The organism is Tabrizicola sp. T74, assembly GCF_057219935.1.
On the sequence record NZ_JBXVVT010000001.1, the window covers coordinates 195,781 to 221,613 of the forward strand.

Consider the following 25,833-nt stretch of genomic DNA (forward strand, 5'->3'; position numbering starts at 1 on the left):
CATGCGCGCCGCGTCACGCTAGACCGCCTGCATGATCGACGAAACCCGCATCCCCCGCCCTGCCCTGCTCCTCGGCCTTGCTGGGCTACTGCCCTTCCTCTGGTCGGCGGCAACCCACCTGTCCCCTGCGCTGTCGTCCTGGGCCGGGCAAGTCCTGTCGCCCATGTTCCTTGGCTCCTATGTCGGTCTGACCTACGGCACCGTCATTCTGTCCTTCATGTCCGGCGTGCTCTGGGGCTTTGCGACAAAGACCGAGGGCCGCGAGGCTGCCGTTGCCTATGCCCTTTCGGTGATCCCCGCGCTCTGGGCTTTCTTCATGGTCTCCGACGCTTCGGACACCTCGGCCATCTTCCTCGCCGCCGGTTTCATCGGCCTCCTCCTCCTTGACACGATGTTCCAGGCCTGGGGCCTTGCGCCGCGCTGGTGGCTGCGGCTGCGGGTCATGCTGACCGTCGTCGTCCTGGCATGCCTCGCCATCCCGCTGCAGGCCTGACGCGATGCCGGAGCTTTTCGCCTATACCGACGGCGCCTGTTCCGGGAACCCGGGCCCCGGCGGTTGGGGCGTCCTGATGATCGCCCGCGAAAACGGCGCCGTCATCAAGGAGCGCGAGTTGCAGGGCGGCGAGGCGCTGACCACCAACAACCGGATGGAGCTCCTCGCCGCGATCTCGGCGCTTGAGGCGCTGACCCGGCCGACCGAACTGACCATCGTCACGGACTCGGCCTATGTGAAGAACGGCATCACCGAATGGGTCGAGGGCTGGAAACGCAAGAACTGGCGCACGGCGGGTGGGTCCCCGGTCAAGAATGTCGAGCTTTGGCAAAGACTTGAGGCGGCGGCGGCCCGTCACCAGGTGACATGGCGCTGGATCAAGGGCCATGCGGGACACGCCGAAAACGAACGCGCCGATGCGCTGGCGCGGGCCGGAATGGCCCCGTTCAAGGCCCCGGCCTGATGGGCGGCTTCACGCTTCTCGACGGCCTCGACTATGCCTCGGTGCTGGTCTTCGCCCTGACCGGGGCCCTGGCCGCAAGCCGGTCGCAGCTGGACATCGTCGGCTTCATCTTCATCGCTTGCCTGACCGCCGTGGGGGGCGGCACGCTGCGCGATGCGATCCTGAACCGCGAGGTCTTCTGGGTCGCCGATCCGCTGGTGCTGGGCGTCGCCACTGCCGCCGCCATCCTTGTCTTCTTCACCGCGCATCTTCTGGAAAGCCGCTACCGCGCGCTGTTGTGGTTCGACGCCTTCGCGCTTGCGGTCGCCGTCCCCGCCGGCGTGGCCGTGGCGCTGTCCGAGGGTCAGGGCTGGCCCATCGTCCTGGTCATGGGGATGCTGACCGGCTGCATGGGTGGCCTGTTGCGCGATGTGGTCTGCAACGAGGTCCCGCTGATCCTGAAGCAGGGTGAGCTTTATGCAACCTGTGCGATGGCCGGCTCATTGGGCGCGGTCATTGCCGGTCTCGCGGGACTTGGTCAGGGCTTGTCCCTGGTCATATGTGCCGCCCTGGTCTTTACCCTGCGTGCCGGAAGCATCGCGCTGGGGTGGCGGCTGCCGGTGTACAAATCGCAACCACCCCGACCGGATGCGCCAAAGCGCTGACTTGTCAGATGAACGAACATTCGTTTATCTTCGCTGCATGCCTCGTACCCGCACAGTTCCTGACACCACCGTATTCGCCGTCATCCAGCGCCTGCTGAAGGCGGGCGGGGACAAGGCGGTGTCGTTCGGTTCTGTCGGCAAGGCCACCGGTCTGGCGCCGCCGACGCTGGTCCAGCGCTACGGCTCGCTTGACGGCATGAAGCGCGCCGCGCGGCTTGCGGCCTGGGAGGAGCTGGAGCATCGCACCGCCACTGCCATCGCGGACACCGCCGACAAGGGGCCGCAGGGCCTGCTCAAGGCCATCGGCCCGGTGGATGTGCTGGCCATCGCGCACGACTTGGGCGATCCCGACCTTGCCCAGCGGGCCGAAGGCTGGCGGAAAGGGGTCGAGACCGCGCTGACACTGCGTCTTGGCGGCGGCCAGAAGGCCCGGGAAAGTGCGGCGCTTCTGTTCGCGGCCTGGCAAGCCCATGCACTGTGGTCGCGGGCCGGGGACCCCGGGTTTCGGGTCAAGGACGCGGTAAAGCGGCTTACCTAGCCCAGGTTTTCCAGGCCCAGATCAGCAGCAGCGCCCCAAGCAGCGCGCCGACAAAGCCCGCGCCGATCCCGGCCAGCATCACCAGCCCACGCAGGACCACGGTCCCGATCAGGGCCCCCAGCACGCCCAGCGCGATGGTGGACGGCGTGTCCATGTTCACCTTCAGGATGCGGCTGGCCAGAAAGCCCACGGCAACCCCGATGATCAGCAGAGCGACGAGCGGCATGGCGTCCCTCCCCTTCCCTTGTACTCGGAATATGGGGGGCCATGTGCCCCTGCGCTATAGCGTCGCAGGAAGAATCAGACCGCGCAGCACTTCCGAGGCAGGCATCGGCCGCTTGCCCTCGCGCTGCGCCTCGGTGATCTCGACCGCGCCTTCACCGCAGGCAATGGTGAACCCCTGCAGGACCTGACCCGGAGAGCCTTTACCTTCAGCCAACCGTGACCGCAGGAGCTTCACCCGTTCGCCATTGACTTCGACCCAGGCCCCCGGAAAGGGCGACAGGCCGCGGATCAGCCGGTCAACCACTGCCGCAGGCCGGGTCCAGTCCACCCGCGCCTCGGCCTTGTCGATCTTCGCGGCATAGGTCACGCCATCCGTGGCTTGCGGGACCGCAGGAAGGGGCAACCGGTCCAGTGCCTCCACGATCAGCCGCGCGCCCAGGGCGCTCAACCGGTCATGCAGCTCTGCCGTCGTCTCCTCGGCCCCGATCTCCACTGCCTCGCGCATCAGGACCGGGCCGGTGTCGAGCCCCGCCTCCATCTGCATGATGCAGACCCCGGTTTCCCGGTCGCCCGCCATGATCGCCCGATGGATCGGCGCGGCCCCCCGCCAGCGGGGCAGCAGGCTTGCGTGGATATTCAGGCAGCCGAGCCTTGGCGCGTCCAGCACCGCTTGCGGCAGGATCAGCCCATAGGCCACCACCACGGCGACATCGGCCCCGAGCGCCGCAAACTCTCGCTGCGCCTCTTCGCTGCGCAGCGAAACAGGATGCTGCACCTGCAGCCCCAACGCCTCCGCCCGCGCCTGCACCGGGCTTGGCCGGTCCGCCTTCCCCCGGCCCGCAGGACGCGGCGGCTGGCAGTAGACGGCGACGATCTCGTGCCGCGCGTGCAGTGCGTCCAGCACCGGGACCGAGAAGTCAGGCGTTCCCATGAAAACGATTTTCATGCCTTCCGCCCCAGTTTCTGCGCCTTGGCGATCAGCATCTTCCGCTTCAGCGGCGACAGGTGGTCGAAGTACATCTTCCCCGCGAGGTGATCGATCTGGTGCTGCACTGACGTCGCCCAAAGCCCGACGAAATCCCGGTCCTCGACTTCGCCCTTGTCGTTCAGGAACCGCACCGTCACCGCCCGAGGCCGCTGGATCACCGCCGACACGCCCGGCAGGTTGGGGCTGGCCTCGTCATGCTCCCGCATCTGGCCGCTCGCGTGCAGCACTTCCGGGTTCGCCATCCGCACCGCCTGCCCGCGCGTCTCGGAGCAATCGACGACAGCCAGCCGTAACGGCACCCCGATCTGCACGGCCGCCAGCCCATAGCCGGGCATCGCGTCCATCGTGTCGATCATGTCGGCCCAGATTGCCCGCACCTCGTCGGTGATCGCCGGAACATCCGCCGCCGGGGTCCGCAGCACCGAATGAGGCCAGGGGACACAGCGCCGGACTGTCACGCCCGCGCCCGTTCCCGCTTCAGCTTTTCCATCTTCCGCGTGATCATTTGGCGCTTCAGGGGACCCAGGTAATCGATGAACAGCTTGCCGTTCAGATGGTCGATCTCGTGCTGCACGCAGGTCGCCCAGAGGCCCGCGAACTGCCGTTCCTGCACCGTGCCATCCAGCGCAAGCCAGCGCACCTGCACCTCGGCGGGGCGCTTGACGTCGGCATATTGCTCGGGGATCGACAGGCAGCCTTCCTCGTAGACCGACAGGTCTTCGGAGGACCAGATCACTTCGGGGTTCACCAGTGCCATCGGCTCCGGATCGCCCTCCTTGATGCAGTCCATCACGATGACGCGCTTGGTCACGCCCACTTGCGGTGCCGCAAGGCCAATGCCAGGCGCGTCATACATGGTTTCCAGCATGTCGGCGGCCAAGGCCCGGATCTCGGGCGTGATTTCCGCCACGGGATCGCAGACCTTCTTGAGGCGCGGGTCAGGATGGATCAGGATGGGACGGATCATGTCCGGGATTTACGAAAGCGGGCCCGCGATGGCAAGAGGAACGGGGGAAGGGCCGACAGTCCGATATGTCAGGTCCAATATTCTCTGTATATTGGTCCTATAGGAATGAATTTCCGAACACTGTTTCAATATTGGGATGACTTCCCGACAAGGATGGATTAATCGGATGAACGTCCCAATCAACAGGCCGTCTGACATGACCTTCGACACTCCGATCTCCCGCGCCGGGTCCCACTGCGTCAAGTGGGACATGCTTGAACCACTGTACGGTCTGAAACCGGACGAAGGCCTTGCCATGTGGGTCGCAGACATGGAGTTCAAGCCGCCGCAAGTGGTGCAGGATGCGCTGCAGAAGATGCTCGACCACGGAGTCTATGGCTATTTCGGTGATGATCGCGCCTATCTAGAGGCGATCCGCTGGTGGATGCAGACCCGCCATGGCTGGGAGGTTCACCCTGACTGGATCTTCACCACCCACGGCCTCGTCAACGGCACCGCGCTTTGCGTCCACAGCTTCACCAAGCCCGGCGACGCCGTCGTCCTGATGACTCCGGTCTACCATGCCTTCGCCCGCGTCATCAAAGCCGCCGGGCGCAGCGTCACCGAATGTCCGCTGACCCTGAAGGACGGCCTGGCCAGGGTCGATACCGCCGATTGGGAAAAGCACCTGACCGGCAAGGAGCGGATGTTCATCCTCTGCTCGCCCCACAACCCCGGCGGTCGGGTCTGGACGGTCGATGAACTGCGCGCCATCGCCGACTTCTGCGTCAAGCACGACCTGATCCTCGTCTCGGACGAGATTCACCATGACCTCGTCTACCCCGGCCAGAAGCATACCGTCATGGCACTGGCCGCCCCGCAGATCGCCGACCGCCTGGTGATGATGACTGCCACCACCAAGACCTTCAACATCGCCGGCGCCCATATCGGCAACGTCATCATCGCCGACCCCGCCCTGCGGAAGACCTTCGCGGGAACGATCAACGCGATGGGCATCTCGCCCAATTCCTTTGGCATGCACATGGCCACCGCCGCCTACTCGCCGGAAGGTGCCGCCTGGGTCGACGCGCTGATGCGCTACCTCGACGGCAACCGCCAGCTGTTCGACGAAAGCGTGAACCGGATTCCCGGCCTGCGCTCCACGCCCCTGGAAGCCACCTACCTTGCCTGGGTCGACTTCTCCGGCACCGGCATGGCGCCTGCCGAGTTCATCGAGCGGGTCGAGAAACAGGCCAAGATCGCCACCAACCACGGCTCGGCCTTCGGGACCGGGGGCGAAAGCTTCCTTCGGTTCAACCTCGCCTGCCCCCGCGCACAAGTGGTGGAGGCCGTGGCCCGGCTGGAAAGGGCCTTCGCTGACCTGCAATGAAGCGTGTGCGGCTTTTTCTCTATCTCTGCCTGCTGCTGTGTCTTGGAATAATCGCCGCCTCACAGTACGCCACGATGCGCCCGACACAGCCCCCACCGCCCCTGACTGGGGCAGTGGACCGTATCGTGATCGACAAGTCGGACCGGCAGATGCAGCTGATCCAGGATGGCAAACCGGTCCGCAGCTACCGGATCGCCCTTGGCTTCACGCCCGAGGGCGACAAGGAACGGCAGGGCGATGGCAAGACGCCCGAGGGTGAGTTCACGATCGACCGCCGCAATGATGAAAGCGCTTTTCACCTTTCGCTGGGCCTCGACTATCCGCAGGCTGACGACCTGATCCGGGCCAGTGCTGGCGGCTATTCGCCGGGCGGCGACATCTTCATCCACGGCCAGCCAAACGCCCTGCCGGACGGCCTGAAGGTCAAGGGCGACTGGACGGCAGGCTGCATCGCACTGACCAACGCCGAGATGCGAGAGGTCTGGGCGGTTACCCCGATTGGCACCACGGTTGAAATCCGCCCCTGATTTTTCGCAGAAAAATCGTGCCTGGATCAGGCTTTCGGCAAATAGCCCACCGGCGCGTCATCGCGGCGCCAGAAATCCAGCGGCGCCTTGCCCGTCACCGCCGTCGCCCGCTTGAAGTCGCAGACCAGCTCGCCGTCCTCGATGCTGGTGGCAACGATCAGGCACTGGAACACATGCCGCGAGCCGTCGTAGACATCAACCAGCCCGCGCAGCTTGCCCGGTGAGAAATCCGCATCCAGCGCAAAGCCGTTGTCCCAGAACCGCAGCACCGGATAGACGGCATCGCCCACTTCGACCCGAAGTCGCGACTTGCGCTTCAGATCGCGTTTGCGTGCGGCTTCCAGCCCCTCACGCACTTCCTTCGGCAGAAACTCAAGCATGGCAGCCTCGTACACACCGCAATTGAATTCTGGATTGGCCCGGCAAAAAATCAAGCTGTCACAAGGCTATTACCGGAACGTAAAGGCGGTATGTCACCAAAGTCACGAAGCGCCGCAACCATGGGTTGAGACATCCGGGGCCGCACAATGCTGCGCAGCGAAAAGCCGCCCGGATCCGGGAAGCGCTTGCGAATCAGCATCGCGCCACGGATAGCCCTGCGCATGATCCTGATCGTCGCCCTGCTCCTTGACGCGGCCTTCGGCGAGCCCCGCTGGCTGTGGGACCGCCTGCCGCACCCGGCCGTTCTGATGGGCCGGCTGGTCGGCTGGTGCGACGCCCGTTTCAACCGCAACGGCGAGCTGAAACTGAAGGGTGCGATGGTCGCGGCATTCCTCACTCTGACCGGCCTGATCCTCGGCTGGCTGATCCACCTGATCCCCGACCACGGGGTGCTGGAGGCCATTGCCGTCGCCATCCTCGTCGCGCAGAAGTCCCTCGTCGAACATGTCCGCGCCGTGGCGACCGCACTCCGCCGGTCCATCCCCGAAGGTCGCTACGCCGTCAGCATGATCGTCGGCCGTGACACCGCCGACATGACCGGCCCCGACATCTCCCGCGCGGCCATCGAAAGCGCGGCCGAGAACCTGTCGGACGGCGTCGTCGCCCCCGTCTTCTGGTATCTGATCCTCGGCCTGCCCGGCATCCTGGCCTACAAGCTGGTTAACACCGCCGACAGCATGATCGGCCACATGACGCCCAAGTACAAAGACTTCGGCTGGGCTTCCGCGCGCCTCGATGACGTGCTGAACCTGATCCCCGCCCGCCTGACCGCGCTTTTGATCGCGCTGACGCATGGCTGGCTTGACCCCAAACCCATCCTGCGCGACGCGCCCAAGCACCGCAGTCCCAACGCGGGCTGGCCGGAATCGGCGCTGGCGCCGGTCCTGAACGTCGCCCTCTCTGGCCCACGCAGCTACAATGGCGTCCGCAAGGACTACCCCTGGGTCTGGCCGGAAGGCCGCCGCGACCCTGGTCCCGACGACATCGACGCCGCCGCCGATGCGCTGTGGCGGGTATGGGCCGCGCTCCTTGCGGTTGCTGTTCTGGTGGCGCTCACCTAACTTCTCCGAAACGAAGGAGACCCCATGCGCGCAGCCCTTCTCGCCCTTCTGCTGGCCTGCCCAGCCGCCGCGGCCCCCTGTGGCGGCGACTTCGGCGATTTCCTGCAAGCAATGGAGACAGAAGCCATTGCCGCAGGCGTCCCCGCGGACAAGGCGGCAGAGTTCTTTGCCGGCGCCCGGCAGGACCAGAAGGTGCTGAAGGCAGACCGCAGCCAGGGCGTCTTCCGCAAAACCTTCCTCGACTTCTCGCAGTCCCTCATCTCGAAGCAGCGCCTCTCCACTGCCCGGTCAAAGTCGAACTCGCTGAACGACATCTTCACCCGGGCCGAAACCGAGTTCGGCGTCTCACGTGGCATCCTTCTGGCCTTCTGGGCCTTCGAGACCGACTTCGGCCAGGTCCAGGGCGACTTCAACACCCGCAACGCGCTGCTCACCCTCGCCCATGACTGCCGCAGACCCGAGCTCTTCCAGCCGCAGGTCCTTGCCGCCGCACAACTGCATGCGCTGGACGAATTCGACCTCGACACCACCGGCGCCTGGGCGGGCGAGATTGGCATGGTCCAGATGCTGCCCAAGGACATCCTGGAACGCGGGGTCGACGGCGATGGCGACGGGCTGATCCTGTTGAAAACGTCGCAGGCTGACGCCATCCTGTCCGGCGCACGGATGCTGCAGCACCACGGCTGGCGCGCGGGTGAGCCCTGGCTGGCCGAGATCACCCTGCCCGAAAGCTTCGACTGGTCGCTCACCGGCCTCGACACCGCGAAATCCACCGAGGACTGGGCCACCCTCGGCGTCACCCCGCGCAACGACCCGCTGACCCCGGGCCTGACCGCCTCTATCCTCCTGCCCCAAGGCCGCAACGGCCCGGCCTTCCTCGCCTATCCGAACTACCGCGTGCTCTTCGAATGGAACAAGAGCTTCGTCTACGTCACCACCGCAGCCTATTTCGCCACCCGCATCGAGGGCGCCGAGCCCTATGCCGCGGGCAACCCCGACCCAGCGCTGGACCTCGACCAGATGAAGGCCCTGCAAGAGAAGCTCGCCACCCTCGGCCATGACGTCGGCAAGATCGACGGCATCCTCGGCGCGGGCACCCGCACCGGGGTGCAGAAGGAGCAGGTCCGCCTCGGCCTGCCCGCTGACGGCTGGCCAACGACTGAGCTTCTGGACGCGCTCTGAAGGCCAGTTGGAGCGTCGTCGCGACGGTGAAGGCCCCGGAGGAAAAGGTCCTGGCCTTCGCGGCCTATCACCTGTCACTGGGCGCAGATCACCTCTGGCTTTACTTCGACGAACCCGAAACGCCGATCCCGGCAGTCCTGGCCAACCATCCCCGGGTCACCGTGACGCTTTGTGACGAGGCCCACTGGGTTCGCGTCATCAGGAAGCGCCCGCCGCAACACCAGAACCGCCAGACCCACAATGCAAGATATACCTACCGCGAAAAGGTCACGACCGACTGGATCGTGCACATCGACGTTGACGAGTTCCTGCTGCCCTCGCGTCCGATCACCGAAATTCTGGACGATGCGCCACCGGAAGAGATCGGCATGAAGCTGGAGCCGTTCGAGGCCATGCATGATCCGATGTTGCCCGACGACATCTACACCTCGCGTGAGTTTCGCGGCGCGCTGCGTCACGAACACTGGCCCCGTCGTCGCGCGGCACTGAGTGCCTATCGCAAGGTGATCCGCGATGGGTTGTTGTCGCATTCCGTCGGCAAGATGATGTACCGGACCCGGGTCCCGGGCCTGCTGCCGCGTCTGCATGCCGTCATGGTCGACAAGGATTTTCTCCGGATTGCCAACAGGCAGCCCGAGATAAAGCTGCTGCACTTCCATTCCCAGGACAAGGCCGCCTGACTTGCCGCTCTGCCGTTCCGCATGACCAAGGGCGCCTACCAGTTCCGCCCCGAGCTGCAGGAATTCCTGATGGAAGCCACCCCGGAACAGATCGACCAGTTCTACCGCCGGACCCAGATCCTGCCGGTCGACCTGCGGGAGGAATTGGTCAAGGACGGTCGGGTCATCATCGCTGACCTTGGACTTCGCGCAAAGGTGCAGGCCCTGAAGGACGGCTTGCTCTGACCCGCACGCGCGTTATGCGGCGTTCACCAGCATCAGCGCGGCCCGGCGGAAGGTCGCCATGATCTCTGCCCGCTCGCGGTCCGCGACGCCGGTGTCGACCATCGCCCGGTCCATCACCGCCAGCCAGTCCTCGGCATCCTGAAGGCGGATCTCCACATGGGCGTGGATTTCTCGCAGGTTCATGTGGCCGTGCAGTTCATGATAGTACCGCCGCCCGCCGAAGAAGCCGCAGAGGAAGTTGAACTGCTCGGGTCGGACGTGGCTCAGGCCGTGGCCGCGCTGGTGCATCGCCATGATCGCCGCGCCTTGCGGCAGGGTTTCGATCAGGTCATAGAAATGGTTCACCAGCAGCTTGACCTGCGGCTCGCCGCCAATCCGGTCGATCATCGACTCCATCGCATCCTCCTTTCGCCGATTTCTTCAAGGAAATCGGACCGGAGCCTTCAAAGGCTCTGCGAACCGGACTTTTCGAAAAGTCCGGCGCTCTTCAGCTTTGCGGCCGCGTCTTCTTCGGGTCGTAGTGCGACAAGGGCACGATCACCGCCGGCAGCCGCTTTTGCTGGCCATCCAGCTTGCCCACCTCCAGCGCCGTGCCCACTTCAGCATGCGCCACATCCACCCGAGCCAGCGCGATGTTCTTGCCCAGGATGGGTGAGCGGACCGAGGACGTGACCTCCCCGACCTGCGCCCGGCCCACATGCAGGCAATCGCCGTGGCCGACGTCGACGTTACTGTCGATCTCCAGCCCCACGAACTTCCGGCTCGGATGCTCCTTCCGCCGGATCAGCGCCTCGCGGCCCACGAAATCGTCGGTCTTCGATTTCAGAGGCACCGTGAACCCGATCCCCGCCTCGAACGGGTCGGTCTGGTCGCTGAAGTCGTAGCCCGCGAAAATCAGCCCCGCCTCAATCCGCACCATGTCCAGGGCCTGCAGCCCCATCGGCTTCAGCCCCAGGTCGCCACCATTCGCCCAGACCGCGTCATAGACCGCCGAGCCGTCCTTCGGGTGGCAGAAGACCTCGAACCCCAGCTCCCCGGTATAGCCCGTCCGCGACACCACGACGGGAGCCCCAGACGGCCCTCCCAACCGGCCCACCGTGAACCGGAACCACCCGAGCTCCTCGATGGTCGGCTGGTGCGGCGCGGTCCAGATCATCCGCTTGATGATCTCGCGGGAATTCGGCCCCTGGACCGCCAGGTTGTGCAGTTGGTCCGTGGAGGACCGCACCATCACCTTCAGCCCCAGCTTTTCTGCCTGCTCCCGGATCCAGACCCCGCCGTAATCATCCCCGCCGATCCAGCGGAAGTTGTCGCGGCCCAGCCGGAACACCGTCCCGTCGTCGATCATGCCGCCATGCTCATAGCACATCGCCGAATAGACCACCTGGCCTTGGGCCAGCTTCTTCATGTCCCGCGTCAGAACCCACTGCATTAGCGCCTCGGCATCCGGCCCCGTGACCTCCCACTTCCGCAAGGGGGACAGGTCCAGCACCACCGCCGCCTGACGGCAGGCCCAGTATTCCTCCAGCGCACCGTTTGACGAATAGACCTGCGGCAGCCAATAGCCTTTGTATTCAACGTGATGCCGGGTCTTCTCGACAATGCGGGAGTGGAAGGCGGTTTCCTTGGTCATCTTCGGCTCCGCATCAGGCGTGGGGCGATAAGCGATGGAACGGCTGAACTTCTCCGCCCCCGAATAGGTGCGGACATGGATGTCCGACAGGTACCAGCCGTTGGCGGGCGAGGTGTCATCCGGGCAGGCCGAGTTCACGCAGACGATGTCGGTCAGCGCGCGGAACAGCACATAGTCGCCCGGCCGGGACCAGGGTTCGTCGGAAATCAGCACCCCATGTGAATCAATGTTCGTATTGAAGAACAGGTTCACCGCCATCCAGCCCGGCCGCGCATCGACGCCCCGGTCCTTCAGCGCCAGATTGAAGTTGTCCGAGCAGTTGACATGCCCCGGATAGCCGATGTCGTCGTAGTACTTCGACGCGCAGGCCATCGCGAAGGCGTCGTGCCGCCCCACCGTGTCCTGCACGACCTCGACCAGCGGCACCCAGTCCTGGTCGTAGTATTTCGAATGCAGCCCCGGCATCGAATAGGCGTGGCCCATCAAGGTGCGCGAGGTCGTCACGTCCAGCGCATGCTGGATGCCCCGGTCCAGCTTCCGCGCGTCAAAGCACTGGAAGTCGGTGCACTGCCGCCCATCCACGTCGATGATCTGGATATAGTCCCCCGCCTTGACGAAATAGCTCTCCGCCGTTGCCGACTTGACCCGCAGGTCCAGCACGGGGTCCGCCAGCGGGTCCGGCAAGTCATAATGCCCCACCATCCGCGGCTTGGCCCTTTGCACAAGCACCGTCACCGGCGTCGCCGTGTCCTGAGCCTCGGGCGCCATCGCCAGCCCTGGCGCACAGACCACCAGCCACCCCTCGTCCAGCGCTGTCACCTCGGCCCGGGAACCCGCCGGCGTCTCGCCCGAGAACAGCCGCACCGCGCCAGCCGTTGCAAGATCGATCCGCCGCGCCTCCAGCCCTTTCCGCAGCCGCAAAAGGCTCTCCTCGCCGGACGCGAGCATCGCCTTCAGCCCTTCGGCCGACGAATTCGCCGCCTGCCCCAGGATCGCCGCGTCAATCCGCCCGTCCTTCGCCGCCGCCACCAACTCCACCGGCTGGCCGCCCTCGTCGTTCACCAGGGTCAACCGGTCGCCGACCGCGATCTGCAGCAGGACCGCCCCGCCGCCCGGCACCGCATGGCGTTCCTGCCCGTGGTGACGGGAAAACCGCTGCGGCGTCAGAATCCGTGACGGTCGGGGTGGACCGGGGTTCACCGAAGGATAGATGGAGTCCAGCATGGCTTCCCCGCAATCGGACCCAAAGGCCGTTTAATGAGGATAAAACTTGTTCATTCACAAGAATAGCGTCAGGGTCGGCCTGACACAAGCGAAACGCGGGGAAAAGTCTTCAAAATGCTGGCACTCGGCTTCGGTCTGACCGCCGCCCTGATCTGGGCGGTCCACGATCTTCTGGCACGCAAACTCAGCCAGGGGGCAGCGCTGTTGCCGATCATCGCCACGGTGCTTGGGGCAGGTTGCCTCGTACTGGTGCCCTTCGCCTTGATGGCCGATTGGTCGACCATGACCGCAGGTGCCTGGCGCGCCAGCATCGCCGGAGGGCTGGCCTTCGCCGTCGCCATCGGCAGCCTCTACAAGGCCTTCTCGATCGCCCCGGTCCGCCTGGTATCGCCGGTGATCGGAGCCTATCCGCTCTTGACCCTCCTCATCGCCATCGCTCAGGGGCGCGAGATCACGCCAGTTGACTGGTGGGCCGTCGTTCTGATCGTCACCGGCATCGCCATCGTCGCCCTGGCCGCCCGCGACGACACGCCCGACCTCTATGCCGCCCCGCCTGCCACCGCCATCGTGTGGGCCGCCCTGTCTGCCGTGGGCTTCGCCGCGACCTTCGCCTTGGGCCAGGTCGGAGCGCGCCTTGGGTCGGAACTGCCGGTCATCCTGATCGGGCGCGTCATCGCCTTCGCCGCCATCATCGCGCTGGCCATGGTGGCGACCCGCAACCTGCGGCCCCCCCGGGCCAACCTCGGCCTTCTGGCCCTGATGGGTGCCTTCGACGCGCTGGCGCTTGGCCTCGTCACCGCCTCCGGGGCGCTGCCGAAGGCAGAGTATGCCTCGGTCACCTCGTCCCTCTTCGGGGTGCTGACCGTCCTTCTGGCCGCCTGGTTCCTGAAGGAAGCCGTCCGCCCCCGGCAATGGCTGGGCATCGCCACCGTCTTCTCGGGGATCGCGGTGCTGGGCTTGCAGGGCGGGTAGGCAGGCGCCCTACTCCGCCGCCTCCACCCGTTCTGGCGCGCGGCGGACTGACTGGGTCAGGCGTCGTTCGTCGCGGGGCGAGACGCCGAAGAACTCGGTATAGTGCCGGATCATCGGACTGGAGGTGACATAGCCTACCGAAGCCGCGATCTCGCGCAAGCTGTCGCTGGAATACAGCACCCGCTGCCGCGCCTTCATCAGCCGCAAGTGGTGATAATAGCGCAAGGGACTTTGCCCCGTCTCGCGCTTGAAGATGCGTTCGAAGTGGCGACCCGACAGGCCCACGGCCTGCGCCACATCGGGGATGCGCAGGGGGTCCTCGACATGGGTCTCGAAAAGGCGGATGGCCTCGCGGATCGCGGCGGGAAGGCTGTCGGTCGTGCCACCGGCCCGCGCGACGGGGACTTTCTGGCTGACATCGGCATCCCGGACGAAGGGGTGCTGGAACCAGCAGGCGACCTCGGTCATGCAGTCGCGCCCCAGGCGTTCCTCGATCAGCCGCAGCATCAGGTCGAAGACCGCCCCGGCCCCGCTTGCGGTGGTGCGGCGGCCCTCGCGCAGGATCGTCACTTCCCGCGCCTCGACCGACGGGAAGTCCGCCTTGAACGCCGCCTCATAGCACCAGTGCACGGAACAGGGCCGCCCGTCCAGCAGCCCGGCCCGGGCCAGCGGGAAAATCCCGCCCGAGAAGGCACCCAGCGTCACCCCGGTGCGGTCGAGCCAGCGCAGCCGGGCCGGGCTACGGCGCGGGTCGGCGAAGGCGGCGGTCGGGGGCGAGATCAGGTACAGATGGTCCAGCCCCTCGACCGCCTGCAGGGTGATGTCCGGGTCAAAGCCGATCTCGGCGCTGGACCTGACCGGCGCATCGGTTTCAGAGACCAGCGTCCAGGTAAATTCCCGCCGACCGGTGATCTCGTTCGCCGCGCGCAGGGGTTCGATGGCCGAGGTCAGGCAGGCCATCGGAAAGCCGGGGAACATCAGAAACCCCAGGCGCAGTGGCCCGCGCTCAGTCATCTGGGAACCAGCCGGGCGAGGTCGGCGCCCCGTCGTCATACTTGGACAGCCACTCCACCATCGCGTCGCGGTTGCGGATGAAGCCCTTGTAGGTCGCCAGTTCCACCGGCAGGTCGCGGACGACGCGGTGAAGGCGGCGGGCCCATTTCGGGACGGTCACGATCTGCTCGAAGCTGCACAGGTAGCAGCGGATGTCAAAGGCAATGGCGTTGGACCGGGGCAGGCGGTAGAGGCTTTGCAGTTCCACCCGCAGGTGCTGCTTCTTGCCCAGGTTCTCCTGCGTGATCGTCGTCTTCATCGGCCCCCACTTTGGGTAGGTCTCGGGCGCGGTGTCCAGAAGCGGGTTCACCGTCATCGTCCAGTTGAACCGCCGCACCGGGGCGCCGTGCTGGAGTTGCAGCAGGAACTTCAGCGCCCGGTCGAAGACGCCCTTCTCATGCGCCAGCGGCACCGGGGCGTGCCATTCGTGGAAGTTCATGCCGACGTCAAAGTCTACCGACCAGTCGGCCTGTGAGGTTGCGATCCCCGCATCCATCCACAGCGTCCCGTCGCGTTCGTCCTGAAGCGTCCAGTCACCCTGGGTCTGCCGCATGATGTATTCGAAGGGCGGATAGGGCAGCGTCGATTCGTCCAGGAATGTGAACGACTGTTCGATTCCCAGCGGCCGGTTCACCCAGTGCCAGCGGTTGCCGTCCTTGGTCAGCGAAAACCATTGCGGATAATCTCGCGCCTTGGTCTCCATGATCAGTTCCAGCACGTCCCAACCCGCCAGCGTCATGTGCGGCAACGACTGACAGCGCAGCGGGTCCTCGGCCAGCACCTTCGCGCGGTCGATCATCTCGGCCACGTAGTGCTCGTCCACATCGAACGTGTGCTCGAATGCCGTGCCCTTCCGCCCCGGCACATGCGGCTCCATGTTGACCGAATACATGTAGTCGTCGCGGTCGAAGGGGAACGGGAACCGACGCGGATTGCTGTTCGTGTAAGTGAAGGTTTCACGGAACGTCTCGTCCCGGAAGAAGTCGCTGAAGGCACCAGGGCGGAAATCGAGGCTCATCGTCGTCTCCTATCGGTCGATGACGAGGGTCTTGCCCTCAAAGCGGCTGACGCAGGGCATGATCTTCTGGTTCGAGGCCTGCTCTTCCGGCGTCAGCCAGTGGTCACGGTGCAGGATGGTCCCGTCGCATTTGTGAACGGCCGTTTCGCATTGCCCGCAGGCCCCGCCCCGGCAGAGGTAGGGGGCATCCACGCCCGCCGCTTCGATCGCCTCCAGCAGGCTTTGCGTCGTGCCGACGGTGATGGTCTTGCCGCTGGCCGCCAGTTCCACCTGGAAGGGCAGGCCAGTGCCGGGGGCAAGGAATTCTTCGTGATGCAGCGCCTGCTTCGGCCAGCCCATCGCTTCGGCCGTCGTCAGCACCCAGCCAATCATCCCCTTCGGCCCGCAGACGTAGAGGTGCGCGCCAATCGGCTGATTTTGCAGAACTTTCTTCAGGTCGATCACCTGCTTCTGGTCGTCGAAGTAGCAGTGGACCCGATCCGGATGCGCCGCCGTCAGCCGGTCCATATAGGCGCCAAGCGGCTTCGACCGCGCCGAGTAGTGCAGTTCAAACCGCCCGCCGAAATGGGTCAACTGCGAGATCTGGGCCAGGAACGGGGTGATCCCGATCCCGCCCGCGATCATCAGGTGCTTCCGCGCACGGTTGTCCAGCGGGAACAGGTTGACCGGGTGCGACAGCACCATCTCCATCCCCGGCTTCACATGCCGGTGCATGTAGAGCGACCCGCCGCGACCCGCGTCATCACGCCGGACGCTGATCTCATAGCCCGTGCGATCCTCGGGGTCCGACATAAGTGAATAAGGGTTCAGCCTGCGCGTGCCATGGTCATCCATCTCGACCACCGTATGCGCCCCGCCCGAAAACGCCGGCAGCTCCGACCCGTCGCGGCTGACAAACCGAAAGCGCTTGATCAGCTCGTTGACCTCGACGACCTCGGCCACACGGACCTGCAGTTTCGCGCCGCCACTCATTTGAACCTCACCACGCTTTCCGGCACCAGGCCGGGGTCCTCGGCGTCGATGTTCACGCCCTGGAAGGCCGCCATGCGCCGGGAATAATGGTCGCGGACAAAGAGGTTAAGCCCGCAGTGGCTGCATTTGAACGGATCGGTGGCCACGTTCTCGGTCACCCCCTTGCAATGAACGCATTGCACCCGCCGCAGCGTGGACCCGCGCTGTTCCTTCTGGATCGAGGCATAGGGGAAGCCGGTCGACATGATCTCGCGTTCCGCCTGGCCGATCAGGCTTTCGGTGCCGGCGAGGTAGAACTGCGTCCCCATATGCGCGTCCGACAAGACCCGCACCAGACGCGGCAACAGCGCCGGAATTGTCGGCGCGCGGAAGAACTGCGCCGCTCCCAGCGCCTCAAGCTTGGCCGTTCCATCGGTTCCGGTCGGGCCGGGGCAGTACATGACATGCGCGCCGGCAAGGATTTCCGAAGAGTTGTTCGCCTTGCCCAGCATATCGGTCACGGCATCCGCGCCAGCATCGTCGGCGACAATCACATGCAGCTTGCCCGGGCGCGGCTCCAGCGCCGCATAGACCGGGCGCGAGCGCATGGATGGGGCATTCACAGGGGTCAGCTCTACTTTCACGGGGGCACATTCCTTGGGCAGAAAGGGGCCCGCGCGGAAGCGCAGGCCCCCGATAGATCAGTCCTTGGCGGTCCGGCGCTTCTTTTCCACGTCGTAGAAGGGCAGCGCGGCCGACACCGCCTTCAGCGGGCCATGCGTCCCGCAGCGCACCTCGACTTCCGTGCCGTTGTTGGCGCAATCGACCGGCAGGCGGGCAATCGCGACGACCCAGTCGTTCAGCGGCGAATACATCGGCTGCGTCACCACGCCCACCTTCTTGCCATCCTTGAAGATCGGCGCATTGCCCGGGACCTTCGTCTTGTCCGCAAACTTCAGACCCGAGATCTTGAAGCGTTCCTTGCCCTGCAGCCGGTAATGCTCCTCGGACCCCCGGAAGCCGGTCTTGCCCTTGGTCACCGTCCAGTCCAGGCCCAGCTCCCACAGGGTGTCGCCCGGGCCTTCATTCTCGAACGGGTACATCTCGGAGTTATCGAAGGGGAAGAACAGAAGGTAGCTCTCGGCCCGCAGCATGTCCAAGGTGGTAAAGCGGCAGGGGATGATCCCCATGCTCGCGCCTTCCTCAAGGATGCGATCCCAGATCTCCACGGCGTCCTGGCCACGGCAGAAGATTTCATAGCCGCGCTCGCCGGTGTAGCCGGTCCGCGACAGGGTGATCGGCTTGCCGAACAGCATCGCCGGCATGTGGCCCATGTAGGGCAGCGCGCGGACGCCAGGGATGTGCTTTTCCAGGTAGGTCACCGCCAGCGGCCCCTGCAGCGACAGATCGTGCAGGTTGTCGTCGAAGCGGATCGAGACATCGCGGCCCGTCGCCGCCATCGTCAGCTGCTCATGCCCCTGGCCCGAGCCATGCACCACGGTATAGCTGTTCGGCCCCATCCGGTAGATGATGCAGTCGTCGATGAACTTGCCCGCATCGTTCAGCATGCAGGCATAGAGCGACTTGCCGGGTGCGATCTTCTCGGGGTCGCGGGTCGTCGCCCGGTCGATGACGTGGCTGGCCGCATGCCCGGTGATGTGGACCTTCTTCAGGCCCGACACGTCCATCAGCCCCGCCTTAGTGCGGATCGCCATGTATTCGGCATTCGGGTCGCCCTTGGCATAGGACCAGGCCGTGCCCATCCCGCTCCAATCTTCCAGGTTGGAGCCGAGCGCCTTGTGCCGGTCCATCAGTGCCGAGAAACGCCAGGAATTCGTCATGTGCAGTCCCTCCCAGTGGGTTCTGATTTTCGCCGAGTGTCAGGCGATTCCCGCCAGAAAGCAATAATCAAGTGCAACAATCTTTCTTGTCAGAAAACATCCGCCCAAGAAAAAGGCCGCCCCTTTGGGACGGCCTTTTCCGGTGCGATTTGCCCTAGGGTCAGCCAGGCAGGACGAAGAACCAGTTCGCCCAAAGAACCACAGCAGCCCCCAGGATCAGCGCGAGGTAGGGCAGGACGCCCGCCTTCCTCTCGCCCAGCTCGCCATAGGGCAGGCCCAGGTCGTCATAGGCTTCCTTCGGGAACTTGCCGCCGTCCACGATGTAGTGGCGATACCAGAACACCGGGAAGATGAAGGCCGCGAAGATCAGCCCCGACCACAGCGCGTTCTCATAGCCCCAGACCTTGGCGCCCGCGCCCAGGAACAGGGCGTTGACGAAGGCCAGGATCGTGTTCAGCCCGATCAGCCAGGTCGGGGCCCGCCACGGACGCTCCATGTGGGCGCTGTCGATGCGGTGGATCCAGCCGGCATTCAGGTTCAGGAAGTTGAACAGGATGTAGCCGACGTTGGAAATCGCCAGAACGTAGAAGTACCCCGCAATGTCCGAGGCCAGCGCCAGCAGGATCACGTTGAAGGCGAAGTCGGTCCACATCGCATTGCGCGGCGCGCCGTGATCGTTGACGCTGCCCAGATACTTCGGCAGCCAGCCATCGCGCGACCCCTGATACAGCGTCCGTGACGAGCCAGCCATCGCGGTCATGATCGCCAGGAACAGCGCCATGATCATCAGGATCACGAAGATCTGGGTGATCACCGGCCCGCCGCCGATCATGTTGCCCATCGCCTCGCCCACGCCGGTGCCATCGACGATGCCGCCTGCCAGCATCCCTTCCACCCCGTAGACCCCCTGGAACGAGAAGGGGATCAGGAAGAAGAACACGACGCAAAGAAGGCCGGAATAGAAGATAGCCCGGAAGGTATCGGTCTTCGGGTCCTTCAGTTCGCGGGTATAGCAGACCGCGGTTTCAAAGCCGTAGGTCGACCAGGCCGCAATGTAGAGACCGCCAAGGAACAACGTCCAGCCACCGATGTTCCAATCGCCGTTCTCGCCGGAATAGGCCGCGGTCGGAGGCACCAGGTTGGTCACGTTCATCCAGTTGATCGACCCGTTCAACAGCGGCACCAGGCCCACCAGCAGCAGCGGAACCAGCACGATGATCGCCAGATACTTCTGTGCGCTTGCCGTCGAGGCGATGCCGCGCTCCTGGATGAACAGGATGATCAGCATCAGGATCACGCCGATCACGAAGGTCGAGTTGAAGTGCAGCGTCCCAAGCCCCGGGATGGTGAGAGCATAGGCCTCCCAGACGCGGAAGGCGGGGGTCAGCGCAGCGACGCCATCCGCTGCCGCGACCGCCTTGATCGCATCCTCGACGGCAGTGCCCGCGTTTGCGGCCATGTAGTCGATGACCGATTGCGTCTCGGCGGTGTAGTTGGCGATGTTCGCAGTCACCCAGTCGATCACCGGCTGGCTGTCCGCCAAGGGGATCGGGAACAGCGCGTTCAGGATATAGCCCGCGGCGATGGCACAGCCCAAGGACAGCACCGGCGACCAGGCGAACCAGTTGCACCATACTGATAAGGGCGCGATCAGCTTGCCATAGCGCAGCCAGGCCGTCGCCCCATAGACCGAGGTCCCCCCGGACTTGTTGCCGAACATCCCCGCCATCTCGGCATAGGTAAAGCTCTGCAGGAAACCCATCACCATCGAGATCATCCAGACCAGGAAGGCCAGTTGCCCGGTCGTCCCCGCGATCCCGCCAATCGAGAACAGCACCAGTGGCGGCACACCTGCCGCTACCCAGAAGGCGCCCTTCCAGCTTAACGCTCGGACCATTTGGCCCGATCCAGTTTCAGTCGTCATTCCCTCTCTCCTGTTGGACGGACAAACCGACCTTGGGCTTATGCACTGCCCGTCTTGCCGAATGTCCGGTTGGGTGTCTTGCGCCAGATCGTCGTGAGGTCTTGTATGCTCCTCGGCCTTCGCCACGCGGCGCAGAATCGTCTCAGGCCAGCCATGGCTGCGGCCTGATGTCGCGAGAAAAGCATGCTCTTGCACGCAAGGCGAGAAGAATTTTATCTAGGCGAAAATTTGTTTCCCGGCACATGGGTAAGCGGCGGTATGCCGCGCAGAGTGCCCAAAAAACCGCGCGGACCCGGGGTCACCCCCGGATCCGCACTCGACCCGATGCGGGTCATCTGGTCAAGTCAGACCTGTCAGCCGGCTTTCTTGTAGGCGGCCTTTTCGTGCCGTGCCCCGGCAATCAGGGCAACAACGCAGAGGAGCATCGACAGGCCCAACCAGATTCCTTCCGTCCCCTGGCCGGCATAGTAGGCACCTTCTACGGCCGCCCAGTCCGTGATGTTGGTTCCGATCAGCATTGCAGCTCTCCTTTCACTCGGCAGGGGTTGCAGGCGCGGGCCGCGCGCCCAGGAACTCGGGGTAGGCTTCGACCGGGACCTTGACCTTGTCGAGACCCAGAAGCTCGGCCGAATCCGGCACGCGCAGCATGCCAAGCTTGGCCAGGACCAGTGACACCAGATAGCCCGGGATGAAGCCCAGGGCTGCCATCACCAGCGCGCCCACCACCTGACCGTACAGCGTGATCGTCGGCGCCCCTTCGCCCGTCAGCGCCGGATAACCGCTGGCAAAGATGCCCACGGCCACCACGCCCCACAGACCCACCACGCCATGCAGCGCCACCGCGCCCACCGCGTCGTCGATCCGCAGCTTTTCGACGTAGCCTGCGACCAACGGCATGATCGCCCCACCGATCATTGCGATCACGAAGGCCATCGGCGGCCAGTACAGATCCAGCCCCGCCGCGACGCTGATGATCCCACCGAGCGCCCCGGACATCATCCAGAACGGGTCATGCGTCATCACCCAGGCCGCAATCGCGCCTCCGGCAAAGCCCATCAGGATGTTGAAGGTCATCGCCGACAGGGTCACGGGCGTTCCGTAGATCGAATGGAAGATGCCCGACCCCCAGCTCCACGGCTCACCCGGGAAGATCACGCAGCCCATCAGGAACCCCCAGAAGCCCGCGATGATCAGCATCAGCCCGACCAGCGCCATCGGCATCGAGTGCCCGGCAATCGCGTTCGCCGTCCCGTCCGGGTTGAACTTCCCGATCCGCGCGCCAAGGTTGATCAGCACCCCCAGCGTGAAGAACCCGGCGATGGCATGAACCACGCCCGAGGCGCCGAAGTCATGATAGCCGAAGGTCGTGACCAGCCAGCCATCCGCATGCCAGCCCCACGCCGCGCCCAGGATCCAGACGAAGCTGCCCAGCACGATGGCCAGGATGGTGAAGCCAATGATCCGCACCCGTTCGATCAGACTGCCGGACATGATGCTGGCCGTCGTCGCCGCGAACATCGCGAAGGCGCCGAAGAACACCCCCGTCACGCTGTCCGAGACATTCGGCCCCATGGTCTGGCTGAGAGGTGTCGCTGCCGCTGCCCATTCCGCTCCGCTGATCCCCAAGGGACCCGGCGCCATCGTTAAGCCCGACGGGAAGGCGTTATAGATCCACCAACCCACAAAATAGAACGTCGGGATGATGAAGGCGAAAGCGAGGATGTTCTTGATGCCCGAGGCCAAGGCATTCTTTGCGCGGCTGGCCCCCATCTCGTAGGACAGGAACCCCGCGTGGATCAGGACCATCAGCGGAATGGTCAGCCAGTAGAAGGTTTCCGCCGTGGTCCGGTTCAGCCCGGCCAGGCTCTCCTTCATCGTGGCAAGCTCCGCCGTGAGGGCGGCAATCTGTTCTTCCATGCAAACACTCCCCAGCTGTTGCGCCCCTGTCCCCGGGGCTCGTTGTCAGGTTAGGCCGCTGACGGCGGCAAGCAGGGAGGTGAAGCAATTTAGTTTCAGGCCGAGCCAGGCTTTCGACATAATGTGACCAAAGTTTCGCCACAAATGGTCGGCTCTGCCGAAGAATTCAGCAACCGCGAGTCCGCGAAACGAAAAAGGCCCCGGGCGATGCCGGGGCCTTCTCCGTCTGCATATGCGCCTAGTTGCGCAGATAGCTTTCCATCGAATCCTCCAGCGCGTCCTTCCAGGGCGTGTGGTGGACCGGAGCCATCGTGCCGGTGATGACCGACTTGTAGGCGTTGTCGCGGAAGGTCATGATCCCCTTCTTCTTGTGGTCCTTCCACTCGAAGAAGGCCTCGCAGGCGCCGTCCACGTCGAAGGACGGATAGTCCGTTTCGGCGATCAGCTCCTTCACATAGTCGCCCTGATAGTGGATCGCGTCATGGGCATCATTGCCGGCATCCTCATGCGCCACGCGGTCCTCGACGTCCTTCAGCAGCACCGCCTTGTCAGTCGGGATCTTGATCTTGCCCATGATCGCGTCACGCACCCACCAGGCCTGCGCGTCGAACATGTTGAAGGTGAACCACTGGTCCTGCATGCCGATGTAGAACAGCTTGGGGTTGTGAACCCAGACCACGCCCTTGTAGAGGTCCGCCGTTGCCAGCCGGTTCGCCGTTTTCAGCCGCAGATCATCGGGTAGGAACGGGAAGTGGTGCTTGTAACCGGTGCACAGGATGATCGCGTCCACCTTCTTGGACGTGCCGTCCTTGAAATAGGCGGTGTTCTCGTCCACCCGCTCCAGCTTTGGCACTTCCTTCCAGTTCGACGGCCAGTCAAAGCCCATCGGCGCATTGCGGTGCGCCACGGTGATCGACTTCGCCCCGTACTTCCAGCACTGGCTGCCGATGTCCTCGGCCGAATAGGACGTGCCCAGGATCAGCAGGTCCTTGCCCGCAAACTCGCGCGCGTCGCGGAAGTCGTGCGCGTGCAGGACGCGGCCATTGAACTTGTCGAAGCCCGGATACTCCGGCACGTTCGGCACGCTGAAGTGGCCCGAGCAGACAACGACGTTGTCGAAGTCTTCCGAATACATCCGGTCGTTCTTCAGGTCATGCACCGTGACGGTGAAATTCCCCTTGTCCTTGTTGTAGTTGACCATGCGGACGGTGGTCGAGAAACGGATCCAGTCACGGACCCCCGCCTTCTGCACCCTGCCCTGGATATAGTCGAACAGCACGGCGCGCGGCGGGTAGCTGGCGATCTGCTTGCCGAAGTGTTCCTCAAACGAGTAATCGGCGAATTCCAGACCCTCCTTCGGGCCGTTCGACCAGAGATAGCGGTACATGGAGCAGTGGACCGGCTCGCCATGCTCATCCAGGCCCGTGCGCCAGGTGTAGTTCCACAACCCGCCCCAGTTCGACTGCTTTTCAAAGCAGACGATTTCGGGGATCGCCTCACCCTTGGCCTTTGCCGACTGGAACGCGCGCAGTTGCGCCAGGCCCGACGGCCCCGCTCCGATGACGGCTACTCTCTTAGTCATGGTCAACCTCCGGATGTTGGATTCTTTTCAGGCGCTTGGGGGCGTCTGGATTTTGCGCTAGCCTAAGGACTCTGTTGCGCCTGTGTCAAATATTCTTACTCACGGTAAACACGCCGGACCCCGAAACCAGGGGCTCCGGGGTCCGGGATCACAACCGCTGCAAGAATGTTAGGCGGGAAGATGCCTAACGGGCAATGGTCACGGTGCAATGTGCGCGAGTCGCCACTTCACTGGCGACGGACCCCAGCACCAGCCGCTGCAAGCCACGCTTGTCGCCGGTGCCCATGACGATGTGGGTGTACCCGTTCTGCTCGGCATAGGCGATGATTGCCGGGGCTGCTTCACGGGCGACAACCTCAACCACGCCGACATCTGTCGCGCCTTCGCTCTTGGCAAGCGCTTCTGCCTCGCTCAGGACCTTCTGGACCTCCTCGGGCCGCCAATGGCTTATCGTCGGCCCGCGCACCCCGCCATGCGCGATGTTGACGGCGCAGATCGTCAGATGGCCGCCAGTTGCCTTGGCGACTTCGGCGGAAAGGAGGACCCCGATGGTGGCGTGGTCCGATCCGTCGGTGGGGCAGAGTATCTTGGCTGTCATCGCTTCCATCCTTGGCTTGATAGACCTTGGCAGAAAGGAACCATTGATCGCCGGATGCCGCCTTGACCTGCGTCAAGAAATTTTACTCGGGGGTAAAGAAAAGAAGGGTGCGATGCAGCCGATCGATCCAAAGGACCGCAAGGTCGCCAGCATCCATAGTGCAGAGTTCAAGCCCTTCGTCTTTCCCGATGGCATGGCACTTGGCGATGCCGTCCTTCAGCTGGACGACGAACAAGAACTTGGGGTGGGTTTCCACGTCTACTGCATGCCCCCCGGCATGACGACGCGCGGTCACCGCCACAACGGGCACGAACAGTTCCTGATCCTCGAAGGCGATCTGCACGAAAGCGACGGCACCGTCCTGCGGGCCGGAGACGTCGACTTCTACCACGGAGGGACGGAACACAACTCCTACACCCCGAACGGCTGCCTGCTGGCCGTCCATTTCGCCGGACCGGAAACATCGGTGGACTAAGGCGGCGCGGCCTACGGACACTTCAAGTGCATTGCTTCGGCTATGCCAATGGGGAAAGTTACCAAGGCATGCAACCGAAAGGCATCACGATGTCGAACGACGATTTTCAGGAACGGCTGCGCCGGATCGCCGATAACTCTGGCTATCGTCCTGCGTCCGGTCGAACCGCGGCGGCCGCGTCAAAGGCTCGGGGCCCGAACCTTGTCCTGATGGTCATCTCTGTTCTCGTCATTCTGACCGGAAGCGGTCTGATACGGTTTGCCAACGAAAACTATGACAAGCTGCGTGCGGATGGCGGCGTAGGGCTGGCCATCGGTATCGGACTAGGGGCGTTTGCGGTCCTCATCTTCGGGATCGTGCTCTTTTGGCAGTCGCTGCGGAAAGGACCGGCGCTGGCGTCGAACGTGGCCGATCCGCTTCCGTCGTCAGGCAGGTCGTCCCTCGGGCCGATGCTCTTCGGGCTTTTCTTCGGTGGTATCGCCTGTTTCAGCCTGTTCCTCGCTGCGGCGGCGCGTCTGGTGAGCCCCAATACTGACAACGTGGTCTCGGGCCTCGCCCTGCTCGCGGCGCTGGCAGCTACCATGCTTACGCTGCTGATCGGGACTTTCGGCCTTTTCCGGCGCGGCAGCGCCCTCCGCCGAGTCCCGCTTTACTACTTGGCCGGAGCCATCCTGACCTATGCCGCCTTCCGCCTCTTCTACATCGACTTGCGCAACTCGTCCTGGTTCATGGCCTTGATGCAGTGACGCGTTCCACGAAGGCCGTGGGCAAAGATTTACATTTCCCTAACGCCCACGGCCAAGTATTTGTAATCGCTTTTTGATCCAGATTTGTCCACCGTG

At 64.3% G+C, this 25,833-nt stretch carries 30 protein-coding genes; 13 read left to right on the top strand and 17 right to left on the bottom strand.

Annotation, left to right across the window (positions count from 1 at the left end; genetic code table 11):
- Positions 1-31 precede the first annotated feature (31 nt).
- The 4 genes from AC2EAL_RS00985 to AC2EAL_RS01000 are packed head-to-tail and all read left to right on the top strand — an operon-like array spanning position 32 to position 2,138.
- Positions 32-493 carry a DUF3429 domain-containing protein gene (locus AC2EAL_RS00985; RefSeq protein ID WP_484722305.1) on the top strand — a complete coding sequence of 154 codons (462 nt, stop codon included), beginning with the start codon at positions 32-34 and terminating at the stop codon, positions 491-493.
- Positions 494-497: 4 nt separating this feature from the next.
- Positions 498-956: a ribonuclease HI gene (gene rnhA / locus AC2EAL_RS00990; RefSeq protein WP_484722306.1), complete on the top strand. Its 459-nt coding sequence runs from the start codon at positions 498-500 to the stop codon at positions 954-956.
- The gene (locus AC2EAL_RS00995) at positions 956-1,600 is read left to right on the top strand and encodes a trimeric intracellular cation channel family protein (RefSeq protein ID WP_484722307.1); all 645 of its coding nucleotides are present in this window, start codon (positions 956-958) and stop codon (positions 1,598-1,600) included. Before rnhA ends, AC2EAL_RS00995 begins: the two co-directional genes overlap by 1 nt.
- 37 nt (positions 1,601-1,637) lie before the next feature.
- Complete coding sequence (locus tag AC2EAL_RS01000) at positions 1,638-2,138, top strand: transcriptional regulator (RefSeq protein ID WP_484722308.1); 501 nt, start codon at positions 1,638-1,640, stop codon at positions 2,136-2,138.
- On the opposite strand, the gene AC2EAL_RS01005 is transcribed toward AC2EAL_RS01000, so the two are convergent.
- Genes AC2EAL_RS01005 through def (AC2EAL_RS01020) form a run of 4 tightly spaced genes read right to left on the bottom strand, consistent with a single transcriptional unit; the run spans position 2,131 to position 4,318 of the window.
- Entirely contained in the window at positions 2,131-2,364 is a 234-nt protein-coding gene (locus AC2EAL_RS01005) for a GlsB/YeaQ/YmgE family stress response membrane protein (RefSeq protein ID WP_484722309.1), read from the bottom strand. The genes AC2EAL_RS01000 and AC2EAL_RS01005 overlap by 8 nt on opposite strands.
- 54 nt (positions 2,365-2,418) lie before the next feature.
- Positions 2,419-3,309 (bottom strand): methionyl-tRNA formyltransferase, encoded by an 891-nt coding sequence (fmt, locus tag AC2EAL_RS01010; RefSeq protein ID WP_484722310.1) that lies wholly within the window; start codon positions 3,307-3,309, stop codon positions 2,419-2,421.
- Positions 3,306-3,809 carry a peptide deformylase gene (def, locus tag AC2EAL_RS01015; RefSeq protein WP_484722311.1) on the bottom strand — a complete coding sequence of 168 codons (504 nt, stop codon included), beginning with the start codon at positions 3,807-3,809 and terminating at the stop codon, positions 3,306-3,308. The genes fmt and def (AC2EAL_RS01015) overlap by 4 nt, the downstream gene beginning before the upstream one ends.
- Complete coding sequence (def, locus tag AC2EAL_RS01020) at positions 3,806-4,318, bottom strand: peptide deformylase (RefSeq protein WP_484722312.1); 513 nt, start codon at positions 4,316-4,318, stop codon at positions 3,806-3,808. The genes def (AC2EAL_RS01015) and def (AC2EAL_RS01020) overlap by 4 nt, the downstream gene beginning before the upstream one ends.
- Before the next feature lie 196 nt (positions 4,319-4,514).
- On the opposite strand from def (AC2EAL_RS01020), the gene AC2EAL_RS01025 reads away from it, so the two are divergent.
- The gene (locus tag AC2EAL_RS01025) at positions 4,515-5,687 is read left to right on the top strand and encodes a MalY/PatB family protein (protein WP_484722313.1); all 1,173 of its coding nucleotides are present in this window, start codon (positions 4,515-4,517) and stop codon (positions 5,685-5,687) included.
- Entirely contained in the window at positions 5,684-6,214 is a 531-nt protein-coding gene (locus AC2EAL_RS01030; RefSeq protein WP_484722314.1) for a L,D-transpeptidase family protein, read from the top strand. Before AC2EAL_RS01025 ends, AC2EAL_RS01030 begins: the two co-directional genes overlap by 4 nt.
- Before the next feature lie 26 nt (positions 6,215-6,240).
- On the opposite strand, the gene AC2EAL_RS01035 is transcribed toward AC2EAL_RS01030, so the two are convergent.
- Positions 6,241-6,594 (bottom strand): hypothetical protein, encoded by a 354-nt coding sequence (locus AC2EAL_RS01035; protein ID WP_484722315.1) that lies wholly within the window; start codon positions 6,592-6,594, stop codon positions 6,241-6,243.
- 222 nt (positions 6,595-6,816) lie between these two features.
- Here AC2EAL_RS01035 and cbiB point away from each other — a divergent pair, with 222 nt between their 5' ends.
- The 4 genes from cbiB to AC2EAL_RS01055 are packed head-to-tail and all read left to right on the top strand — an operon-like array spanning position 6,817 to position 9,803.
- Complete coding sequence (gene cbiB / locus AC2EAL_RS01040; RefSeq protein ID WP_484722316.1) at positions 6,817-7,716, top strand: adenosylcobinamide-phosphate synthase CbiB; 900 nt, start codon at positions 6,817-6,819, stop codon at positions 7,714-7,716.
- 24 nt (positions 7,717-7,740) lie between these two features.
- Positions 7,741-8,898 carry a lytic murein transglycosylase gene (locus tag AC2EAL_RS01045; RefSeq protein ID WP_484722317.1) on the top strand — a complete coding sequence of 386 codons (1,158 nt, stop codon included), beginning with the start codon at positions 7,741-7,743 and terminating at the stop codon, positions 8,896-8,898.
- A 26-nt stretch (positions 8,899-8,924) separates the two neighbouring features.
- Positions 8,925-9,578, top strand: a complete 654-nt coding sequence (locus tag AC2EAL_RS01050) for a glycosyltransferase family 2 protein (protein ID WP_484722318.1) — start codon at positions 8,925-8,927, stop codon at positions 9,576-9,578.
- Between the two features lie 21 nt (positions 9,579-9,599).
- Entirely contained in the window at positions 9,600-9,803 is a 204-nt protein-coding gene (locus AC2EAL_RS01055; RefSeq protein WP_484722319.1) for a hypothetical protein, read from the top strand.
- A gap of 12 nt (positions 9,804-9,815) precedes the next feature.
- Here the strand turns inward: AC2EAL_RS01055 and AC2EAL_RS01060 are convergent, their stop codons facing one another.
- Both AC2EAL_RS01060 and AC2EAL_RS01065 read right to left on the bottom strand, forming a co-directional pair.
- A complete protein-coding gene (locus AC2EAL_RS01060) occupies positions 9,816-10,199 on the bottom strand; it encodes a group II truncated hemoglobin (RefSeq protein ID WP_484722320.1) in 384 nt (127 codons plus the stop codon).
- 91 nt (positions 10,200-10,290) lie between these two features.
- Positions 10,291-12,660 (bottom strand): trimethylamine N-oxide demethylase, encoded by a 2,370-nt coding sequence (locus tag AC2EAL_RS01065; protein WP_484722321.1) that lies wholly within the window; start codon positions 12,658-12,660, stop codon positions 10,291-10,293.
- A gap of 114 nt (positions 12,661-12,774) precedes the next feature.
- Between AC2EAL_RS01065 and AC2EAL_RS01070 the strand changes: the two genes are divergently transcribed.
- Positions 12,775-13,632, top strand: coding sequence for an EamA family transporter (locus AC2EAL_RS01070; protein WP_484722322.1), 858 nt, complete (start codon positions 12,775-12,777; stop codon positions 13,630-13,632).
- Between the two features lie 9 nt (positions 13,633-13,641).
- Here the strand turns inward: AC2EAL_RS01070 and AC2EAL_RS01075 are convergent, their stop codons facing one another.
- The 10 genes from AC2EAL_RS01075 to AC2EAL_RS01120 all read right to left on the bottom strand — a co-directional run bounded on the left by AC2EAL_RS01075 (position 13,642) and on the right by AC2EAL_RS01120 (position 24,516).
- Complete coding sequence (locus tag AC2EAL_RS01075) at positions 13,642-14,610, bottom strand: GlxA family transcriptional regulator (protein ID WP_484722323.1); 969 nt, start codon at positions 14,608-14,610, stop codon at positions 13,642-13,644.
- A gap of 28 nt (positions 14,611-14,638) precedes the next feature.
- Complete coding sequence (locus tag AC2EAL_RS01080) at positions 14,639-15,703, bottom strand: heme-dependent oxidative N-demethylase family protein (protein WP_484722324.1); 1,065 nt, start codon at positions 15,701-15,703, stop codon at positions 14,639-14,641.
- Positions 15,704-15,712: 9 nt separating this feature from the next.
- Positions 15,713-16,675, bottom strand: coding sequence for a PDR/VanB family oxidoreductase (locus AC2EAL_RS01085; RefSeq protein WP_484722325.1), 963 nt, complete (start codon positions 16,673-16,675; stop codon positions 15,713-15,715).
- Positions 16,672-17,262 carry a dimethylamine monooxygenase subunit DmmA family protein gene (locus AC2EAL_RS01090; protein WP_484722326.1) on the bottom strand — a complete coding sequence of 197 codons (591 nt, stop codon included), beginning with the start codon at positions 17,260-17,262 and terminating at the stop codon, positions 16,672-16,674. Before AC2EAL_RS01090 ends, AC2EAL_RS01085 begins: the two co-directional genes overlap by 4 nt.
- Before the next feature lie 93 nt (positions 17,263-17,355).
- On the bottom strand, positions 17,356-18,495 hold the full coding sequence (locus AC2EAL_RS01095) for an aminomethyl transferase family protein (RefSeq protein ID WP_484722327.1): 1,140 nt from the start codon (positions 18,493-18,495) through the stop codon (positions 17,356-17,358).
- Between the two features lie 160 nt (positions 18,496-18,655).
- Entirely contained in the window at positions 18,656-20,419 is a 1,764-nt protein-coding gene (locus AC2EAL_RS01100) for a trimethylamine N-oxide permease (protein ID WP_484722328.1), read from the bottom strand.
- Between the two features lie 353 nt (positions 20,420-20,772).
- Positions 20,773-20,937: a hypothetical protein gene (locus tag AC2EAL_RS01105; RefSeq protein WP_484722329.1), complete on the bottom strand. Its 165-nt coding sequence runs from the start codon at positions 20,935-20,937 to the stop codon at positions 20,773-20,775.
- A gap of 13 nt (positions 20,938-20,950) precedes the next feature.
- Entirely contained in the window at positions 20,951-22,336 is a 1,386-nt protein-coding gene (locus AC2EAL_RS01110; RefSeq protein ID WP_484722330.1) for an ammonium transporter, read from the bottom strand.
- A gap of 238 nt (positions 22,337-22,574) precedes the next feature.
- A complete protein-coding gene (locus AC2EAL_RS01115) occupies positions 22,575-23,918 on the bottom strand; it encodes an NAD(P)-binding domain-containing protein (protein ID WP_484722331.1) in 1,344 nt (447 codons plus the stop codon).
- A 184-nt stretch (positions 23,919-24,102) separates the two neighbouring features.
- Positions 24,103-24,516 (bottom strand): universal stress protein, encoded by a 414-nt coding sequence (locus AC2EAL_RS01120; RefSeq protein WP_484722332.1) that lies wholly within the window; start codon positions 24,514-24,516, stop codon positions 24,103-24,105.
- Between the two features lie 112 nt (positions 24,517-24,628).
- Between AC2EAL_RS01120 and AC2EAL_RS01125 the strand changes: the two genes are divergently transcribed.
- The gene (locus AC2EAL_RS01125; protein ID WP_484722333.1) at positions 24,629-24,991 is read left to right on the top strand and encodes a cupin domain-containing protein; all 363 of its coding nucleotides are present in this window, start codon (positions 24,629-24,631) and stop codon (positions 24,989-24,991) included.
- A 68-nt stretch (positions 24,992-25,059) separates the two neighbouring features.
- Positions 25,060-25,737: a hypothetical protein gene (locus AC2EAL_RS01130; protein ID WP_484722334.1), complete on the top strand. Its 678-nt coding sequence runs from the start codon at positions 25,060-25,062 to the stop codon at positions 25,735-25,737.
- The last annotated feature ends 96 nt before the right edge of the window (positions 25,738-25,833 follow it).

Bases quoted from the DNA above. Each gene is read 5' to 3' on its own strand.
- AC2EAL_RS01030 (WP_484722314.1), top strand. From the start codon at position 5,684: ATGAAGCGTGTGCGGCTTTTTCTCTATCTCTGCCTGCTGCTGTGTCTT.
- AC2EAL_RS01100 (WP_484722328.1), bottom strand. From the start codon at position 20,419: ATGACGACTGAAACTGGATCGGGCCAAATGGTCCGAGCGTTAAGCTGG.
- AC2EAL_RS01085 (WP_484722325.1), bottom strand. From the start codon at position 16,675: ATGAGTGGCGGCGCGAAACTGCAGGTCCGTGTGGCCGAGGTCGTCGAG.
- AC2EAL_RS01045 (WP_484722317.1), top strand. From the start codon at position 7,741: ATGCGCGCAGCCCTTCTCGCCCTTCTGCTGGCCTGCCCAGCCGCCGCG.
- fmt (WP_484722310.1), bottom strand. From the start codon at position 3,309: ATGAAAATCGTTTTCATGGGAACGCCTGACTTCTCGGTCCCGGTGCTG.
- AC2EAL_RS01110 (WP_484722330.1), bottom strand. From the start codon at position 22,336: ATGGAAGAACAGATTGCCGCCCTCACGGCGGAGCTTGCCACGATGAAG.
- cbiB (WP_484722316.1), top strand. From the start codon at position 6,817: ATGATCCTGATCGTCGCCCTGCTCCTTGACGCGGCCTTCGGCGAGCCC.
- AC2EAL_RS01060 (WP_484722320.1), bottom strand. From the start codon at position 10,199: ATGGAGTCGATGATCGACCGGATTGGCGGCGAGCCGCAGGTCAAGCTG.
- AC2EAL_RS01120 (WP_484722332.1), bottom strand. From the start codon at position 24,516: ATGACAGCCAAGATACTCTGCCCCACCGACGGATCGGACCACGCCACC.
- AC2EAL_RS01080 (WP_484722324.1), bottom strand. From the start codon at position 15,703: ATGAGCCTCGATTTCCGCCCTGGTGCCTTCAGCGACTTCTTCCGGGAC.
- AC2EAL_RS01130 (WP_484722334.1), top strand. From the start codon at position 25,060: ATGCAACCGAAAGGCATCACGATGTCGAACGACGATTTTCAGGAACGG.
- rnhA (WP_484722306.1), top strand. From the start codon at position 498: ATGCCGGAGCTTTTCGCCTATACCGACGGCGCCTGTTCCGGGAACCCG.
- AC2EAL_RS01000 (WP_484722308.1), top strand. From the start codon at position 1,638: ATGCCTCGTACCCGCACAGTTCCTGACACCACCGTATTCGCCGTCATC.
- AC2EAL_RS01105 (WP_484722329.1), bottom strand. From the start codon at position 20,937: ATGCTGATCGGAACCAACATCACGGACTGGGCGGCCGTAGAAGGTGCC.
- AC2EAL_RS00985 (WP_484722305.1), top strand. From the start codon at position 32: ATGATCGACGAAACCCGCATCCCCCGCCCTGCCCTGCTCCTCGGCCTT.
- def (WP_484722312.1), bottom strand. From the start codon at position 4,318: ATGATCCGTCCCATCCTGATCCATCCTGACCCGCGCCTCAAGAAGGTC.
- AC2EAL_RS01055 (WP_484722319.1), top strand. From the start codon at position 9,600: ATGACCAAGGGCGCCTACCAGTTCCGCCCCGAGCTGCAGGAATTCCTG.
- AC2EAL_RS01115 (WP_484722331.1), bottom strand. From the start codon at position 23,918: ATGACTAAGAGAGTAGCCGTCATCGGAGCGGGGCCGTCGGGCCTGGCG.
- AC2EAL_RS01095 (WP_484722327.1), bottom strand. From the start codon at position 18,495: ATGACGAATTCCTGGCGTTTCTCGGCACTGATGGACCGGCACAAGGCG.
- AC2EAL_RS01070 (WP_484722322.1), top strand. From the start codon at position 12,775: ATGCTGGCACTCGGCTTCGGTCTGACCGCCGCCCTGATCTGGGCGGTC.
- AC2EAL_RS01075 (WP_484722323.1), bottom strand. From the start codon at position 14,610: ATGTTCCCCGGCTTTCCGATGGCCTGCCTGACCTCGGCCATCGAACCC.
- AC2EAL_RS01090 (WP_484722326.1), bottom strand. From the start codon at position 17,262: ATGCGCTCGCGCCCGGTCTATGCGGCGCTGGAGCCGCGCCCGGGCAAG.
- AC2EAL_RS01125 (WP_484722333.1), top strand. From the start codon at position 24,629: ATGCAGCCGATCGATCCAAAGGACCGCAAGGTCGCCAGCATCCATAGT.
- AC2EAL_RS01065 (WP_484722321.1), bottom strand. From the start codon at position 12,660: ATGCTGGACTCCATCTATCCTTCGGTGAACCCCGGTCCACCCCGACCG.
- AC2EAL_RS01025 (WP_484722313.1), top strand. From the start codon at position 4,515: ATGACCTTCGACACTCCGATCTCCCGCGCCGGGTCCCACTGCGTCAAG.
- AC2EAL_RS01035 (WP_484722315.1), bottom strand. From the start codon at position 6,594: ATGCTTGAGTTTCTGCCGAAGGAAGTGCGTGAGGGGCTGGAAGCCGCA.
- AC2EAL_RS01005 (WP_484722309.1), bottom strand. From the start codon at position 2,364: ATGCCGCTCGTCGCTCTGCTGATCATCGGGGTTGCCGTGGGCTTTCTG.
- AC2EAL_RS00995 (WP_484722307.1), top strand. From the start codon at position 956: ATGGGCGGCTTCACGCTTCTCGACGGCCTCGACTATGCCTCGGTGCTG.